Origin of the sequence: Kaistella sp. (genome assembly GCF_041824135.1) — a bacterium.
Classification (GTDB): domain Bacteria; phylum Bacteroidota; class Bacteroidia; order Flavobacteriales; family Weeksellaceae; genus Kaistella.
The window spans coordinates 1-17,959 of sequence record NZ_JBGZYM010000117.1 but is presented as its reverse complement, the minus strand read 5'-3'; the positions used below and the strand labels follow the sequence as shown (position 1 = coordinate 17,959).

Here is a 17,959-nt window from a genome sequence, read left to right as displayed (position 1 = left end):
CGCTTCGCTCAGCAAAGGGATTTTGTTAAAATAGTCGGAAAAATATGGAGAAAATTCTGATGATTATTAATTTGAATGGTTTTCATCTCGTCTAACGAAAAGGCAATAATTTTAACGTAAAGAACGCGAAGGATTTGCACTAATTGTTGCCAATCAATTTGCAGAAAATTGTTCTATGGACTGATTAAAGTAATTTTTGCATCGGTGAAAGTGGATTGTTTTTTCTGTGGGAAAAGGAAATGCCTGAAGTTATAGCCGCGATGGCAGCGGCATCCTTTTGCAGAACGAAGTGGTGCAAAAGATATAGTGGACAGCGGGACGGGTTTTATTAAAAGCGATTATTTTGTTGCTTCTCAATGAAAATTTAATGTTTACCATTTTTCTATAAATCGTTTGATTATTTCTTACTCATGTGATTGAATGTGATACAACTTTACGCCAATAAAAAAAAGCCGTTTCAATCACTGAAACGGCTTTCATAACCAAACTAACTAAATATAATTAAAGCTGATGTTTCGGAGTGAATCCGTCGTCGCTTAATTCTTTGTGTTCATAATCGGCTACCATGGCGCCTTCGTAATCTACTTTTTCGTGTTTACCCATTCTTCTGAGCATAGAGTCAAAAAGTGAATATACTACGGGAACAATAATTAGCGTCAGGAATAACGAGGAGGTTAATCCACCAATTACTACCCAAGCTAAACCGTTGTTCATTTCGGCTCCGGCTCCTTTTGCCAAAGCAATTGGTAGCATCCCGAAAATCATGGCAATCGTGGTCATCAAAATCGGACGAAGCCTGGCGTGGTTGGCCTGAATTAAGGCATCGTGGGTATTTTCACCTGCCGCTTTACGCATATTGGTAAAATCGACAATCATAATTGCGTTCTTCGCCACCAAACCAATCAACATGATCATCCCCAACATCGTAAAGATATTAATGGAATTGTTCGTTAAAGCCAGAATCACCATTACTCCAATTAAGGCCAAAGGAATCGAAAACAAGACCACAAAAGGATAAACGAAACTGTCATACAGCGATACCATCACCAAATAAACCAAGACAATCGCAGCTAATAAAGCCAGTCCTAAAGTACCGAATCCTTCCGTCTGGTTTTCCATATCACCACTCCAGATGTAGTTGACACCAGCTGGTTTTGTTTTTTCGTTTTCCATGAACTGGTCTGCCCATTCGTTGGCAACATCTCCGGCCGGACGACCGACCACTTTTGACATTACTTTTACAGAAGGCGATTTATCTCTACGCTGAAGTAAACTCGGTCCTGAACTCATGTCTACATTGGCAAACTGGGTTAATCTGATCTGCTCTCCATTATTGTTCGTAAACATTAAGTTTCTTACGTCATCGATTGACTTTCTGTTGTTGTCTGCAAAACGAATGTTGATATCATATTCATATTCTCCAGCTCGGAATTTTCCGTCGGTATTCCCGTTAAAAGCTGTTTGCATTGCCTGACCAACACTGGAAAGGTTAAGACCTAAAGTCGCCATTTTATCACGATCGATATTCACCCGAACTTCGGGACTTCCTGTATCAGTTGATAATTCTGCATCTACAGATCCTGGAACTTTCTTCAATAACTCTAAGATTCTGTTGGCTTCTTTGTTGGCTGTTTCATTATCCGCCGCCGTTACCACCATTTCGATTGGTGCATTATCTGCTCCCATCAATCCGATCGGTGCGGTTTTAAATTCTACGCCGGTGAATTTTTCTTCAAGATCTCTCTTGAATTTTGCCGCTAAGATATCGGTACTTTGAGCACGTTCTGATTTATCAATTAAGTTCACCTGAACCTCAGCTTGATAAACAGTTGCCTGAGACGCTCCAAAACCTGTAGATTGCTGACCAACCGTAGTAATCATATCAACTACATTTTTATTGTCTCTTAAATATTTTTCAACATTTAAAGTAACCTGATTTGTTTTTTCAACGGTTGCATCTTTCGGTAATTCGATCTGTACTAAGAATTGTCCACGATCCATCTTTGGAAAAAATTCTCCACCGATGAAACCGAAATAAACCAACAACATGGAAGAGATCAAAATAAGGAAGGTTACCACGACGGTCATTACTCTTCTTAAACCTGATTTCAAACACCATTCTAAAATATTAGTGATCCAGTGGGTGAATTTATCCAATTGCCCTTCAAACCAAAGAATGAATTTTTCAAATGGATTTTTACCGGTAAGATGGACTACTTTTCCGAATCTTGAAGACAACCAAGGAATGATGGTAAATGAAGCTAACAATGAGAACAAAGTCGCCATAACGACCGTCACACAAAACTGCGCTAAAATATCGGATACCAAACCTGAACTCATCGCAATGGGTAAGAATACCACTACAATAACCAAGGTAATTGCTGTTACGGTAAATCCGATTTCTGAGGCACCATCGTATGCGGCACGAATTCTACTCTTGCCCATTTCCATGTGTCGATACACATTTTCGAGGACCACAATAGCATCATCCACCAGAATACCAACTACCAATGAAAGTCCTAGTAAACTCATTAAGTTTAAGGTATAGCCCATTAAATACATTCCGATGAAAGTTGCAATCAATGATAACGGAATAGAAACCATTACGATAAATGCATTTCTAATATTATGAAGGAAAAGCAACATTACGATGGCCACCAAGATGACGGCAATCACCAAATCAACGATCACGTGATCGGCTGCTGCTAAGGTAAAATCCGTACTGTCATCAACAATTTTCACGTTAACACCTTGCACTGCATAATTTTTCATCACGTCCTCAATGGTCTTCCGAACATTTTCAGAAACGGCAACGGCATTGGCATCAGACTGTTTTTTGACTTGCATCAAAATCGTTGGATTCTGATTATATCTTGCAATTTTTTCTACATCCTGGGTGGTATCAAAAACGTTTGCCACATCTGAAAGTCTAACTTGGGCTCCATTTTTGCTGGAGATCACCAAATTGCTCATTTCTTCAATTGACTTGTACTTTCCAGATAATCGAATGGTTGATTTGGACGTTCTTGATTTTAAACTTCCCGTTGGAAAATCTAAGTTAGAAGAAAGGATGGCTTGCTGAACTTCTCCGATAGAAATATTGTAGCCCTGCAATTTACTTTCATCAATATTCACCTGAATTTCGCGCTCCTGTCCACCGATGAGGTCAACTTGGGCAACACCGCTCACACGGGAAAAGATAGGTTCTATTTTTTTGTCTAAGAGGTCAAAAAGTTCTCTGTTATTCAACTTCTCACTGGAGATACTCATCGTCATGATCGGCAGATCATCCAGGGAGAATTTGTTGAGTGACGGTGCATCTACATCATCCGGAAGTTGCGATAAAATAGCATTCACTTTCCGTTGCGCATCATTCAGAGCATAATTCACATCAGCACCTGTACTCAGCTGAACCATAATTACGGAAAGACTTTCGTAAGAAGATGATTCTACTTTTTTTACATTTTCTAAAGATCCTACGGCATCTTCAATTTTTCTGGTGACCGAAGTTTCTACCTCACTTGGCGACGCTCCCGGATATACCGTAGAAATCGTTACCACATTGGTTTCAAACTTTGGGATCAATTCGTACCCCATCATCGAGTAACTCAATATACCACCTAAAGTAAGTATCGTAAATAAAACGATGACTAACGAGGGTCTTTTAATTGATATTTCTGCTAATTTCATCTTTCTACTTTACGATGTTTATTTTTGATCCGTTCTCCAGGTTGATCTGTCCGCTGGTAATTACTTGCTCTCCTCCATTCAATCCGCTCACGATCTGTACTTTGTTACCGTACACTTTTCCTGTTTTCACACTGATCATTTTAGCTTTTCCGTTCTCTACGATGAACAATTGTCCTGAACTCACGCCATTGACAAAAGCTTCTGCAGGAACCGTTAACATATTTTGATTTTCAGCTCCGTAATTGGTTTTAAACAAAGCGGTACCGTACATACCTGCTTTTAAACTTCCGTTGTTGGCTACTTCAATTTCTACTGGGAAATTTAAAGACGCGTCACTTTTGGGAGCGATAAAGGTAATTCTTCCACCGAAGGACTCATCAGGTAAAACGTTTACCGTGATTGGAACGGTCTGTCCCATCTGAATTTTTCCGATTTGGCTTTCATCCACCAAAACAGATAATTTCAAACTGTTGATGTTCACGATTTCAAATAAAGCAGTTCCCGGTGCAACGACCATTCCTGGCTCTACCATTTTCTTATTAATGATTCCGCTGATTCCTGCTCTTACGCTGGTATCATTGACCCTCACGTTTTGGGCACGAACTGAAGACTGCATATTTTTCAACTGTAATCTGGAATTATCTAACTGCTGCTTGGTAACTCCACCTGTTTTATAAGCATTCTCATACCGTTGGTTGTCGATGATGGCATTCTGTAAATTGTTCTGTGCCTGACTAACATCAACTTCAATCGCATCTCTTTTGATGGTTGCTAAAACCTGACCTGCTCCTACTCTGGATCCTTCTCTCACCAATACATTTACAATGCGTCCAGAGATTTCAGAAGACTGATTCGTTTCCTGTTTCGGGATAAAAGTTCCGTTGGCAGAATAATCAGTGTTGATATTTTCTCTGCTTGCGGTCACCACATTCACATTGATCTTATCAACCTGTTTAGCTACTTCCGCTACTTCTTTCTTTTGAGTTGCTTTATTACTGGCAATTTTGTACGCTCCTAAACCGATGAGTACGACTGCTACGATAATATATATTAAAGTTTTTTTCATTTGGAATAATTATTTTTTAATGTCAAAAGGAAACTTTTAACACGATTTTAGTTTTAGTTTATTTTAGATACGTTTTAAGTTCACCTTTTGATTTATAGTACTGGATCTCTGCAATTTTATAATCCAGGATCGCATTGCTATAATTATTTTTCGCTTCTACCAAAGCATTTTCAGCCTCCAGTAAATCAGTAAGCGTTGCTAAACCGTATTGGTAATTACTTTTGGTATTGGCAGCTACTGTTTCGGCAAGTCCAACATTTGCTTTTTGACTGTCTAAAGCCAAAAGACTGTTTTCAATTTGCGACTTCGCATTTTGATAAGATAAGTCTAAACCGAGTTTGGTATCTTTAATATCAACCTCTAATTTGTCGAGTTCTATCTGCGCCATGGCCACTCTTGCTTTCGTTGCAAAACCATTAAAAATTGGAATATTAACGCCTAAAGTAATGGCAGAATAATCGGACCAGAAAACGCCGCTTTTTTCACCATGAGTCAACGGAAACTTATCTCCCAGTCCTTGATAACTGTAATTCGCATTTAAGCTGACCGTCGGATAATATGCAGCTTCAACTGCCTGTTTATTGAATTCTAATAATTCTCTTTGTTTTGAAAGTAGCTGCACTTCAGTTCTGGAATCCGTCGCTGCAGTGTTATCCAATAAATGTGGAGTGATTTCCATATCTGCTTTTACCAACTCGATATCAGTTTCGATCGGCATTCCCATGTAAAACTTCAAGGCATTTTCAGCTTGGTTAATTCCGTTTTGCTGCTGGGTTAAAATCGTGCTGATGTTGGTAAGATTCACGTTTGTTCGATCCAGATCTACTTTTTTAGCCAAACCATTATCAAACAAACTTTTGATTACATTTCTGGCTTTTTCCGTACTGGTGAAACTGCTTTCTAAAGTTTCTCTTTTTTGCTGAATCGTAAAAACTTCGAAGTATGCGTTGGAAACTCTTTCTATAATTTGCTCTTCCGTTAACTGTGAATTAAGCTGGTAAAATTCTTTGGTCGACTTTGCCGCTTTCAGTCCGATAAATACTTTCTGGTTAAAAACGGCCTGAGACAATTGCAAACCTGCACCTGCATTCCATTTCTGTCCGAAAGAGATCAGTTGAATATTACTTGGTCCACCACTAAATGCACCTACATCCAAGGCAGATTTTTGCAACAATGGATTATAGGTAAGATTGGCGACACCCGAAATTTGAGGCAAAGCGTTTGATTTCGCTTCCATGATCTGGTAATCGGAATTCCGAACATCCAGTTTTGCCTTCAACGCTTCGGCTTTATTTTGAAGCGCGTACTCTATGGCTTGTTTTAAAGTCACCGTCTCCTGCGCCTTCAATCCGGTGATCGAAACTGCAAAGAGGGCAACGAAAGCCATTTTTCTCCAATTGGTCATTTTATATTTTTGTTATTTATTACAGATTATTATTGAGTTTACTTGCTTTAAAAGGAAATCATCCTAAGACAAGATTGTACTCTATTTTTGCTGAAGACTTTTAAGAACTTCTTTCCCCTTTTCATTCGTGATCGCGTTGATGTAAAGCATGAGTGCTTCCTGTACGAAATATTCCCGTTCGATCACTTCCGTATCAAAAAAAGTCGAACTGTCATACGACATCACAAGTTGGAAGAAAATTTTCGCATAAATTTCTGGGTTAAAATCTTCGCGGTAAAGACCCTGTTTTCTTCCTTTTTCAATATTGTGAACTAATACTTCTGAAAACTTTGCAGAAAAATTCAGCATGTGTTTATGGAAAATGCCGGGATAATATTTCAACAATTGGCGGATCAGGATATTATTGTTAGAGTGCGAAACCTTGTCGATTTCCTCATCTCTGCAAAACATTCTTTCAATGGCATTTTCGATATTATCATCCAAATACTGAAGTCGGTTAATAACCTCTTCCAATTTATGTTTCAACACTTCTTCTAATAATTCCTCTTTATTTTTATACTTCTGATAAAGGGTTTTCTTAGATATTCCAAACTCTTTTGCAATCTCATCCATCGTCACAGATTTCGCTCCGTTTTCAATGAAAAGTTCTGCTGCTTTGCTTAAAAAAATTGTTTTTTCGTCCATATTTCGGCGGCAAAGATACAAAAGAAAACTTAAAAACAAAATTAGTTTCCAAGTTTTCATATATAATGGTTCCGATAGATGAAATTAATAATGATGACTGTAAGGTTGATTAATACGCAAAATTTAAAAAATAATTCTGACAGGTTTTAGCGTATTTCGTTGAGAACTAATCCTCTTTAAGTTTTATTGAAATAAAATAGACTGATTTTTTAGCACGATTCACCAAAGTTGAGCACGGACCACTATTATAGATTTAATAACAGATCGGGAATATCTGTGGTGACGAATTCAATTCCTTGTTTTCTCAGCTGCTTAAAAATTTCAATATCATTGACCGTCCAGGAATTGGTAATTAATCCTATACTTTGTGCCTGTGAAATCCAAGTCGGATTTTTTAGGAAAATAGAATAATGATAATCTATTCCATCAAATCCTTTTTCTTTTATTTGTGAAGGTGACAGGTCACCGTTCAGATAGTGTATTTTAAACACAAGCTCTTCTTTTTTAAGATGTTCACAGATATTTAAACTGAATGAAATAAATTCAGTTTGTGCTTCCAGTTGCAGCTCTTTAACCAATTGACTTGTTTTTTTTACCAACTCATTTTCCTTAGCTTTTGAACTAATTGGTTTCAGTTCTATCATCAGTTTTAAGAAGTGATTCTTCTTCCCTTTTTCTAGAAATTCCTTTAAAGTCGGAACGTTCTCGCCGTTTTCTAGTTTAAGTTTATCTAAATCTGCAAATTTGGTTTCCGAAATTTCCATGGTTCCATGATACTCGTCATGATAAACGATCAGCACACCATCTTTTGACATTCGAACATCGCACTCTGTTCCGTAAATATTTAATTTCTGAGCATTTTCTAAAGCTTGAAGGGAATTTTCTGCGGTTGGAGGATTCGTTTGCCAATAACCTCGATGCGCGATGATTTTAGTTTTTGCTTGCATTATGAATGAATTTTGAGTCTGTTAAATGTTTTTTTTAACCGCAAAAGAGACCAAAGATAAATGCAAAAATAAAGATTTTCAAAAGAAGGCAAAATGTAAAAACCTTATTTCATGGTGATTTTGAAGACTGCTGAAATGCAATAATTTTAAACATATTAGTCCCATTAGTTTTAGGAAAAAAATACTTTTAAAAGTTCACTTTAGTTTCGAAAATCAAAGATTTTCAAAATGATATTCTAAATATTTATAAAGTGAGAACGAATTCTTAGGTGACTAATGTGGGTTTATTAAAAAAACAAAAGCAGGAAAATCCCGCTTTTGTTGTCAAGTAATGAAACTCTTTATTAATAAATTAAAGACCCACAATTACGGATTCGTAGAAAAAATAGAACCGTTTGCAATCAAGGCTCTTCTGTTCATTTTCAAAATATCACGAACCCATTCTGCAAAATCCTCTGGCTGTAAAACTGTATCTGGATTTCCGTCGGTCAATCCACCTTGAATAGACATGTCTGAAGCAATAGTGCTCGGCGTTAAAGTGATCACACGGATATTTTCTTTTCTCCATTCTGCCATCATCGATTGTGATAAAGACACGACTGCCGCTTTTGAAGCTGCATACGCTGACATATTTGGTCCGCCTTTTAATCCGGCTGTAGAAGCAACATTGACGATATCGCCCGCGCCTTTTTCTTTTAAAAATGGATAAACTGCTTTTGCTGCATAATAAACTCCGAAAAGATTGGTCTTGATGACCTGCTCCCAGGTTTCTGACGGCATTTGTTCAATGCTTCCAAAATCACCGATTCCAGCATTGTTGATGAGGATATCGACTCCACCCAGATCTTTTGCCAAGTCTGAAATTCCTTTTTGAACCGCCCTTTCTTCGTCCATACTGAAAATCGAATACGCAGCCTGAACTCCTAAACCTTTCAATTCTTCAACGGTTGATTTTAGGTTTTCTTCATTGCGTCCTGTGATTCCGATATTGACTCCTTCTTTTGCTAATATCAAGGCTACGGCTTTACCGAGACCTCGTCCACCACCTGTAACGATGGCACTTTTTCCTTTTAAATTCATTTTAGTTATTTTTTATGTTCGTGCAGAATACTATGTTTTTTGTTTCTGATTGAACGATTAATATTCCTTCAATATCATTTTTAAATCACACTGCCTTTTTTAACGCAATCCCGATAGCCATCGGGACGCTAAGCTTTTCCTTAAATGCTGCTTAAATTACGGGCGCAAACCTGCCTTCCGGCAGACAGGGGCGTTACACTTAGCAAAGGCTAGAAGACCAAAATCTTTGTGCTTTTGTGGTTTAAAAAATTTACCGACTAATTAAACTGTTTCAATTCTTACTTGCATTTCGTTTTAATAAACTGATATAATAATCTTACGGCAACGCCGGTTCCGCCACTTTGTCGGTATCCTTTTGCATCTTTGACGAAAGAGGCTCCGGCAATATCCAAGTGGATCCATGGGTAATCGGTGAAATGTTCCAGGAATTTGCCCGCAGTTGTAGCACCACCAATTGGTCCGCCGATATTTTTTAGATCTGCAATATCAGATTTGAGCAGATCTTCAAACTCTGTCCAGAATGGCAACTGGATGAGTCTTTCGTAAGTCTCTTCCCCAGACACTTTCAATTGATCCATGTAATCCTGATTATTCCCGGCCATTGCAATTCCGAACGGTCCTGTGATTGCTACAGATGCACCTGTCAATGTTGCCATATCGACCACCAATTCAGGATTGAAACGTTTTGCATACGTTAAGGCATCCGCCAAAACCAATCGTCCTTCGGCGTCGGTATTCTGCACTTCTACCGTTGTTCCGTCCATCATGGTAATGATATCATCGACCACCAAAGCGTCAGACGAGATTTTATTGTCTGTCGCAGAAACCAAACCAATAATATGGTATGGTAACTTATTCGCTGCCGCTGCAGAAACAATTCCTAAAACTGCAGCACCACCAGCCATATCAGATTTCATGGAAGTCATATTTCCACCCACTTTTATGGAATAACCACCGGTATCAAAAGTGACTCCTTTACCTACCAAAACCAAAGGTTTTTCATTGACCGCATTCTCCGGCTTATAATGAAGAATATTGAAGGTCGGCGGAACAGAAGATCCTCTGTTGACCGCGAGAATTCCGCCCATACCTAGTTTTTCTATTTCTGCTTTACCGAGTATTTCAGTTACAAAACCGAATTTTTTGCCCGCTTCTACCGCGTAGTCAGCGAATCTCACCGCATCCATAAATTGGGGCGGTTCATTCACCATTGTTTTAGTGAGCGATACTACTTCTACAAGTTTTTGTAATTCAGCCAAAGATTGGTCATCAATGAAATTCGAAGTACAGGAAACTTTAATTTGAAGTTCTGATTTCTCTTTTTTATATTTTGAAAAACTATAACTGCTCAAAAGCAAACCTTCTAAAAAAGCAAACCGTTGAAGTTCAGTTAAATCTTTTACCTCATCAATCGTCACTTCTTTACAGTTTTCATTTTTCAAGGTTTGAAAAACGGAGGCGCCGGCAAGTCTTAAACTTTCAGGATCGGTCTTGGGAAGGGCGATCAGGAATAGCTGCTCCTCTCCATTGAGAACGGTCACTTTGTTTTTCTTTTTTTCAAAGGCTTCTTTCATCGATTCCGCAACCGATTTTGGATACTGATTCAAAACTTCATCGGTCGCATTGATCAGCAAGTGTAACTGACTGCTTTTTGAAGTATTACTATCGTTTTGAGTAGAGGATACTAACGTTGCATTTAAATAATGATCTGTCATTTTTACTATTTTATTTTACTTTTATAAAGACGCTGCAGAGCAGCAATTATCATTCCTTAGTGAAGGAAAACGATCTGAATTAATTTGAATACTATTTAGACGCCCAATAACTGTTCGAGTTGCCGAACGATATCTCTCGGATGGGCGCCTTGCTGTAAAGAATCCGCTGCGATCTTAAAAGCCAGAATCTCAGGTCCTAGTTCTTTTCCTTTCTCCTGAATCATTTGGATGAGATCATTCACCTCAATTTGATATCCCAACATCATAAAAGAGGATAGCATTTTTTCGGCAATTTCGGTATCGGTTTCACCGAAGGCTTTTCCGGCGATGACGGGTAAAAGGAATTCTCCATCAACAAAAACCTCATCTCCCTCCGGGAAATCCTGAACAAACAGCGGGAAATTAAATCTTGTTTTGGCACTGGAAAGAATAAAATCTTCGATGAGGTCCAGTTCTTCATCAGAGAGATGACTGAAGGCGTCTTCATCACCTTCCTCTTCATCATCATCGTCTTCATCAAAATCGTACAGATCTTCTTCGTCTTCATCAAAAGTTTCTTCGTCATCTTCGGCGAAAATATCATCGTCCTCCTCGTAGTCGTCGTCTTCCAAAGGATCATTTTCGATAAGATCGCTACCGGCGTTGGACTGGATCTTCTTCATTTCCTGCTGCACGAGTTTGTAAAACTCGTCAAAACCGAATTCATATTTCTGGTCGAGTTCTTTGAGTTCCTCTTCCACCTCTTCCAAAAGCTCAGCGTCTTCTTCAAAGATCTCCTCTTCGGTAGCGACGTCACGCAGCCAGATCTTATCCCGCTGCAGCATGCTGAATACCCGATAAATTACCGCTTCCGCCTGTTTGCGGTCCTCATCTTCAATGAGAATATCAAAAGCAGAAAGGTTTTCGAGGTAAAAATTTTTATCGATCATTATGGTAGGGTTTGGTGGTTGAAATTGAAGATGCAAATTTAAGTAAAAAGCCTTTAAAAGTTCTGTTAAAAACATTTTTTATAAAGGGAAATTACTTATAATTCGCGCTTCAGTCAATTGAAGAAGTATTGTGGAAAAAGTGTTTTGGGTTGAAGTTAAGTCTTATAAAAAAATGTAACTTTATTAGTGCAATAACTAACCTACATTTAGTTTCGCACTTTCTTGCCAGAGGAAATGTGGTAGATTTTTCTGCAGTTTCCATTTTATCGACATTGGTTTTGAGCCCGAAAATTCAACGAAATTTACAGGGCCCAAAAACACATAGCCTCTGGTAAATCCATCAGCGTCACTTTTTGATTCGCGCACAAAGAGTAAAATAGTTTTTTTTCTTTCCAATTGTTTGATGTAAGATTTGCCTTTTTCAGATGTAGAAGCAGTTTGATTTTGCGATTGCCAATGAAACAAAGAATCATTAATCGCATAATCATCATACATTGTAGTTGGTGAGAAATCTTCCTCAGACTTTTTTAAATTCACAAATAATGCTTCGCAATTAAGAGCTTTATTCTCCGCAACTCCTTCCCGACTTGAACTTTTCTTTTCTAGAGTACTTAAACGTAGTGCCACTAAAATCTGATCTCTTGTATATCTAGAATGCAGTTTTAGCGGGAATCCAAATGCAATATCTTCAAGTTGGAATTCCTCATAATTAATTTGGTCAATTTTTAAGGTGAGAAAATCCCTCACTTCTTTAACCATAGATTTATTTTCTCCGATTTTTCTTAATCCATCTTCCAATGTTAAATCATTTGATGCCGTTTGGTAAAAGTCATAAAAAAGCATGATACCCATCAATGTATTATTCTCTGTCTTTTGTAACTTTTCTAATTCAAAATTTTGATCTGCCAACTCTAAAATAAAATTAAAATAGGATAACGATTCTGTTGCAATCATTTTTTTTGAAAGCATCGATTTATAACTTGCATAATTATCCTTGTTGAATCTAATACGCAAAGCTTCTTCTAAAAGCTCATTGAATGTATAGTTTTTATATATCTGTTGGAATTTTAAATTATAGATTTTCAAAAAATTACTTAGAGTTAAATCCAGATTAGTATGATTATGAAAATTTTGAATCTTTAATACCAATTGTCTTTTATTAACCGATGTCGCCTTTCTAATATTTTCTATAATAAAATCTTTAGCTTTTTTCTCTAGTACTATTGAGCAACCTAAAGGTAAATGCGGAAAATCCTGTTCAATTTCTTTTAGAACTGTTGTATTTGTCTTTCCAATTAAAGCGCGGAATTTACTTTCGAAATCATATTCATCTCTTGCCTGACCTACAAAATCTAATACGGTAAGAACATCTTTTCCATCTGCTAATCTTAACCCTCTCCCGAGTTGTTGCAAAAAAATAGTTAAACTTTCTGTAGGTCTTAGAAATAATACGGTATCGATTTGTGGTATATCAATACCTTCATTAAAAATATCTACTACAAACAGATAGTTTATTTTTTTTGTGGAAAATTGATAAATAATTTCCTCACGTTTAGATGAATTTTCGGAAACTAAATATTCAGCTGCTAATCCTACTTCTTCAAATTTACGTTTCATAAATTTCGCGTGCTCGATACTAATACAAAAACCAACAGCAGAAACTAACTTAAAATCTTTTGTATAATTATTTAAATTCTTAATAATATCTCCAACTCTAATATCATTTTGAGTAAAAATTTTAGTCAGTTCCTCCGAATCATACTTTCCGTTGGTCCATTTAACCCGTGAATAATCGATCGAATCGGAAATTCCAAAATATTGAAAAGGACAAAGAAGTTTATTATTGAGTGCATCAGGAAGACGAATTTCTGCGGCAATTCTATCATTAAAGTCTGGCAAAATACTTTTACCATCCATCCTTTCGGGAGTCGCGGTAAGACCTAAAAGAATAGTTGGTTTAAAATAGTTTAGAATTTTTTGATAGGTTGAAGCTTGACCATGATGTGCTTCATCAAGAATTATATAATCAAAATAATTTGTGGTGCAAAAATTTTCAAATTCTAATTTACTTAAAGTCTGAACAGTTGCAAAGACTGAATTTTTTGACGTAGGATAGTATCCGCTTCCATACAGTTCACCGAAATTTTGATCTTTAAGTACATTTCTGAATGTATGAAGAGATTGTTTTAGGATTTCGATTCGATGGGCAATAAACAGAAATTTAGTCTTCGGGTTTTCACGTAAATAATTTTTAAAATCAAAAGCAGCAATCATTGTCTTTCCAGTTCCTGTTGCTGCGACAATCAGATTTTTAAATGAATGATGAACCGTTCTTTCAACCTTTAACTTTTCTAAAATTTCTGACTGATAATGATAAGGTTTCAAATCAAAAAATCTCACGATTTCTAAAGTTGCCTTCCCCAGTTTATTATTTTGAAGTGCATTATCTAAAAGCTCTAACTTAGACTTATCATACAACTCAAACTCTGCGTTGTTCCAATAAGATTCAAATGTTTTTTGAAATTTGTCAATAATATGTGGAATTTCTTTGGTCGTTACTTTTACATTCCATTCTAATCCATCTGTTAAGGCTGATCTGGAAAAATTTGAGGACCCAATATAACCTGTATGAAAGCCTGAATTTCTAAAAAACAAATAAGCTTTAGCATGTAAACGTTCATTGGAGTTGTTGTAAGAAACTTTTATTTCAGTATTGGGAAGCTTAGATAATTCATGAATTGCCTTTGCATCTGTGGCGCCCATATAGGTAGTTGTAATTACGCGTAATTTTCCACCTCTTTTTGTAAATTCTTCAAACGCATCGCGCAAAATAACTATTGCCTTCCATTTAATAAAAGAGACCAATAAATCTATTCTATCAGAAGATCGAATTTCCTTTTTTAATTCTCCATCCAATGATAATCCTACATTTCCGCCGGTGAATAATTCACTTTGAGTCAATCGGGTTAGTGGCATTATCTCTTTTAAATGAAGCTTGACATCAGTATAATCAGAATTCAATTTTTCAAGAACACCTTCTAGAATTAGACCATCTGCATGTACTAAATCTTCCTTAAATTCATAACTTGAAATCTCTTGCGTAAGATATTTCAGAATTTTGTTTGTAATTTCAATTTGTTTTGAAACCAACAAATTTTTTTTTTCAGACTTAATTAAGTTCAGTGCATTTTTGATCGCATTCCCTAAATGCATCGTAAGAAAATGAACTGCTTCATTCGTATCTAGTTTTTTTTGATCAGCAATGTAAAATTCATTTCTATCAATTACGTCAAGACGCTCTTTTAGAGCATCAGTTATAAGACTTTCATATATCCCTAAATTCATAGTGTCTTTTTATCCCGTTTTACATATCTGAACCTTAAAGAAAATAAAAATTTAGGAAAATTATTTTCCATTTTAATTGATTCCATGTTCGAAGCTGTAGAAAAGCCCGTCACTACATTTCATTATTTTAGTTAAGGATTATAAATATATAAAACATTCTTCATTGTGCAATATAATGAACAAGAATACATCCGGACTATAGGACTTCAGATTATAAAAAGGACCTATAGATGAATCAACCACAAATTGATTTTAACAACGAAAATTATTTAATGAAGAGATAAAAAAAACAACTACCTCAAGGTAGGTGCTTCTAAAGTTTACAAAAGAACTACAACTATTAAGAAAAAATTTATAGTTGAAAAAATTCAGCTTCAATTTTATCAATCTCTTTTTGTGGAATGTTTTATTTTTCTGAAAATGATCTAAATAACTGAGTTGCCGAAAATACACCCATCATCCCAAAAGAGCTCAGAACATGTTGTCTTTTTATAATTTAAAACTTTCATATTACAATGCTGTAGGCGAAATTCTATTCCTGGATAAATATAATAACTTTCCTTATCATTGCACGAATTAACTTTTAGTTTTACATTAATGAAATTTCCAGAAACTATTTTGAGAGGCATAGGCCAAGTCATGTTTCAAAACAATTGGTTATCAGGTCTTATATTTTTAGTTGGGATTTTTTACAATTCGTGGATGTTGGGACTTGCAGCAATCGCCGGAACATGTATCAGTACAATATCTGCGGAGATTTTGAAATATTCAAAAGAGGATATTAGAAATGGGTTGTATGGTTTTAATGGCACTCTAACTGGAATTGCAGTCCTAATTTTTTTCCAATTTAATTTATACTCCATCATAGCTTTGATCCTCGGATCTTTTCTTTCCACGATCGTTATGAAGCTCTTGAAAAAAATGGTTCCACCTTTTACTGCGCCATTTGTATTAGTTACTTGGTCCGTAATTTATTCGCTTTTATTTGTTTTTAAAACTCCACTTGAAACCACAACTACCACTGCTAAAAATTCTTTAAATCTAATAAGTACCTTCGGCAAAAGTTTTGGTCAGGTCATGTTTCAGGATAATACGGTTACTGGTTTATTTTTTCTGCTGGCTATCTTTATCAATCGTAAATTAACAGCGGTGTACGCAATATACGCTGCCGTTTTAGGCTCCTTGATCGGCTGGCTTTTATCGGAATCATTTTCCAGCATCAATGCCGGCTTGATGGGTTATAATGCCATACTTTGCGCTATCGCACTGAGCGCACAACAAAAGAAAGATCTGATGTGGGTCACCTTCGCAATTATTTTGTCGACTGGACTTACCGTTGGCTTAGGTAGAACAGGTATTATTACCTTGACCGCACCGTTTGTAATCGCTACATGGATTATTTTGGGGTTAAAGGCAATCCTACTAAAAAATAGTTAGCAGCTGCCTCTCGGTAAATGCTTCAAGCCAAATCTACAAAACATTTTAAAGCAACCTATTTCTCAGATTGAGCGATCTTAAAACAAGCATGTTTTCCAAAAAAAAGGCTGCACTTTCCGCGCAACCTTTGATATTAGAAATTGATTATTTAATCTTCATTTTCCTCCAAACTTTCGAATTTTCGGTAAGAAGCTCGCAGTTCATGAAGTTGATCCTGAACAACTTTGCTGCTTTCCGGACAAAGATCGCCACTGTCCAGCGCTTTTTCAAAAGCTTTGATCGCAGCGCCTTCACCGAAAAGAACATTCTCCAGGGTTGCTTCGCCTTTATCGAAAGAAAGTGAATTTTTCACATCGATCCAGGTTCTGTGTAAACCGCCGGCAACTGTTGTAGTATCGTTTGGATCTCCGCCTCTTTCCTGAATAAGAGCTGAAAGTTCTGTCCTCATACGGTTGGATGCAATAACACCGTGATCATACTCGTCGCGAAGCTTAGGATAAGAAGAGATCATCTTAGCATCTACATTCTTAAATCCTTCTAATCGGTCGTTGGTGATCTGTAATAGATTGTTGAGAACATCTACTGTTTTATTATTTTCCATGTCAAAACATTTTGGGATTAATGTCTTCTCGAAGTACAATTTAAAGACCGTTACAGATATCTTCAAAGATTATTACTGTAAAAAAATAATTCATAATGTTCGAAAAATAAAAACTTAAGTAGTTTTAAGATATAAAGAAATGCACTGCGGTGCTTTTAAAATAGGAGTCTTAGCAAAATATTTGTGAGAACATTTTGTTATACCAATGTTGTATCTAAAAGAAATTTGAACCCATAAAAAAAGCACCTACATCGCTGTAAGTGCTTCAATTCCAATGTTGTGGCCCCACCTGGGCTCGAACCAGGGACTTGCTGATTATGAGTCAGCTACTCTAACCAGCTGAGTTATAGGGCCTAACTTTATTTCCGAAGAAATACCGTCTCAATTGGTTTGCAAAAATAGCGTTTTTTTGAAATAATCAAAATTTATTTGACGTTTTTCCTGAGAAAATTAAGTTATCGTTCAGTTTGCAGAATTATTTTAACGCAAAGACACAAAGAATTCTTTTTCTATTCGAATGTTTTTGATGAAACTTTTAAGAACGCAAAGGCGTAAACTTAGCAATGGTCGCAAGGAATTTCCTTGGCTCTTTTTACTTTTTACTTGGCTCTTTAAACCGCAGGTTTTTCCTGACACAATTCGATTAAGATTCCATTAGTGGATTTTGGGTGGAGGAAAACGATGAGTTTATTGTCGGCTCCGTCTTTGGGTTCTTCGGAGATGAAGAGGAAACCGGCTTTTTTTAGTCTTTCAATTTCATTATAAATATTTTCGACACCGAAAGCGATGTGGTGAATTCCTTCGCCACGTTTGTCCAAGAATTTAGCGACTGGACTTTCGGGATTGGTGGCTTCGAGGAGTTCGATCTTGGATTCTCCGAGGTCATAGAATGAAGTTGTCACTCCTTCTCTTTCGACGGTTTCCTGTTTATAGTTTTCTTTGCCTAATAGTTTGGCGAATAAGTCATCGGAAGTTCCGAGAGATTTTACGGCGATACCGAGGTGTTCGATTTTCATGGTTGATGGGTGTTGGATGTTAGGTGATGGATGATGGATGATGT

The 17,959-nt window shown here is 36.6% G+C and carries 12 protein-coding genes and 1 tRNA gene; 1 reads left to right on the top strand and 12 read right to left on the bottom strand.

What is annotated here, in order from left to right; all coding sequences use genetic code 11:
• Window positions 1-501: 501 nt before the first annotated feature.
• The 9 genes from ACEYOS_RS14565 to ACEYOS_RS14525 form a co-directional block, all read right to left on the bottom strand.
• Entirely contained in the window at window positions 502-3,690 is a 3,189-nt protein-coding gene (locus ACEYOS_RS14565) for an efflux RND transporter permease subunit (RefSeq protein WP_373709489.1), read from the bottom strand.
• Window positions 3,691-3,694: 4 nt separating this feature from the next.
• On the bottom strand, window positions 3,695-4,756 hold the full coding sequence (locus ACEYOS_RS14560) for an efflux RND transporter periplasmic adaptor subunit (RefSeq protein WP_373709488.1): 1,062 nt from the start codon (window positions 4,754-4,756) through the stop codon (window positions 3,695-3,697).
• 58 nt (window positions 4,757-4,814) lie between these two features.
• Entirely contained in the window at window positions 4,815-6,161 is a 1,347-nt protein-coding gene (locus ACEYOS_RS14555) for a TolC family protein (protein ID WP_373709487.1), read from the bottom strand.
• Between the two features lie 81 nt (window positions 6,162-6,242).
• Window positions 6,243-6,845 carry a TetR/AcrR family transcriptional regulator gene (locus tag ACEYOS_RS14550; protein WP_373709486.1) on the bottom strand — a complete coding sequence of 201 codons (603 nt, stop codon included), beginning with the start codon at window positions 6,843-6,845 and terminating at the stop codon, window positions 6,243-6,245.
• A 245-nt stretch (window positions 6,846-7,090) separates the two neighbouring features.
• Window positions 7,091-7,792: a glycerophosphodiester phosphodiesterase gene (locus tag ACEYOS_RS14545; protein WP_373709485.1), complete on the bottom strand. Its 702-nt coding sequence runs from the start codon at window positions 7,790-7,792 to the stop codon at window positions 7,091-7,093.
• Window positions 7,793-8,158: 366 nt separating this feature from the next.
• Window positions 8,159-8,872, bottom strand: coding sequence for a 3-ketoacyl-ACP reductase (locus tag ACEYOS_RS14540; RefSeq protein WP_373709484.1), 714 nt, complete (start codon window positions 8,870-8,872; stop codon window positions 8,159-8,161).
• Window positions 8,873-9,150: 278 nt separating this feature from the next.
• A complete protein-coding gene (locus ACEYOS_RS14535) occupies window positions 9,151-10,587 on the bottom strand; it encodes a M17 family metallopeptidase (RefSeq protein ID WP_373709483.1) in 1,437 nt (478 codons plus the stop codon).
• A gap of 95 nt (window positions 10,588-10,682) precedes the next feature.
• Window positions 10,683-11,516: a hypothetical protein gene (locus ACEYOS_RS14530; RefSeq protein ID WP_373709482.1), complete on the bottom strand. Its 834-nt coding sequence runs from the start codon at window positions 11,514-11,516 to the stop codon at window positions 10,683-10,685.
• A gap of 195 nt (window positions 11,517-11,711) precedes the next feature.
• Window positions 11,712-14,861, bottom strand: coding sequence for a DUF3427 domain-containing protein (locus ACEYOS_RS14525; RefSeq protein WP_373709481.1), 3,150 nt, complete (start codon window positions 14,859-14,861; stop codon window positions 11,712-11,714).
• A 597-nt stretch (window positions 14,862-15,458) separates the two neighbouring features.
• Between ACEYOS_RS14525 and ACEYOS_RS14520 the strand changes: the two genes are divergently transcribed.
• A complete protein-coding gene (locus ACEYOS_RS14520; protein WP_373709480.1) occupies window positions 15,459-16,298 on the top strand; it encodes an urea transporter in 840 nt (279 codons plus the stop codon).
• Window positions 16,299-16,446: 148 nt separating this feature from the next.
• Here ACEYOS_RS14520 and ACEYOS_RS14515 read toward each other — a convergent pair whose 3' ends face one another.
• The 3 genes from ACEYOS_RS14515 to mce all read right to left on the bottom strand — a co-directional run bounded on the left by ACEYOS_RS14515 (window position 16,447) and on the right by mce (window position 17,915).
• Complete coding sequence (locus ACEYOS_RS14515; protein WP_373709479.1) at window positions 16,447-16,899, bottom strand: PA2169 family four-helix-bundle protein; 453 nt, start codon at window positions 16,897-16,899, stop codon at window positions 16,447-16,449.
• 280 nt (window positions 16,900-17,179) lie between these two features.
• A tRNA-Ile gene (locus tag ACEYOS_RS14510) sits at window positions 17,180-17,253 on the bottom strand.
• A 257-nt stretch (window positions 17,254-17,510) separates the two neighbouring features.
• Complete coding sequence (mce, locus tag ACEYOS_RS14505) at window positions 17,511-17,915, bottom strand: methylmalonyl-CoA epimerase (protein ID WP_373739330.1); 405 nt, start codon at window positions 17,913-17,915, stop codon at window positions 17,511-17,513.
• Window positions 17,916-17,959: the final 44 nt, after the last annotated feature.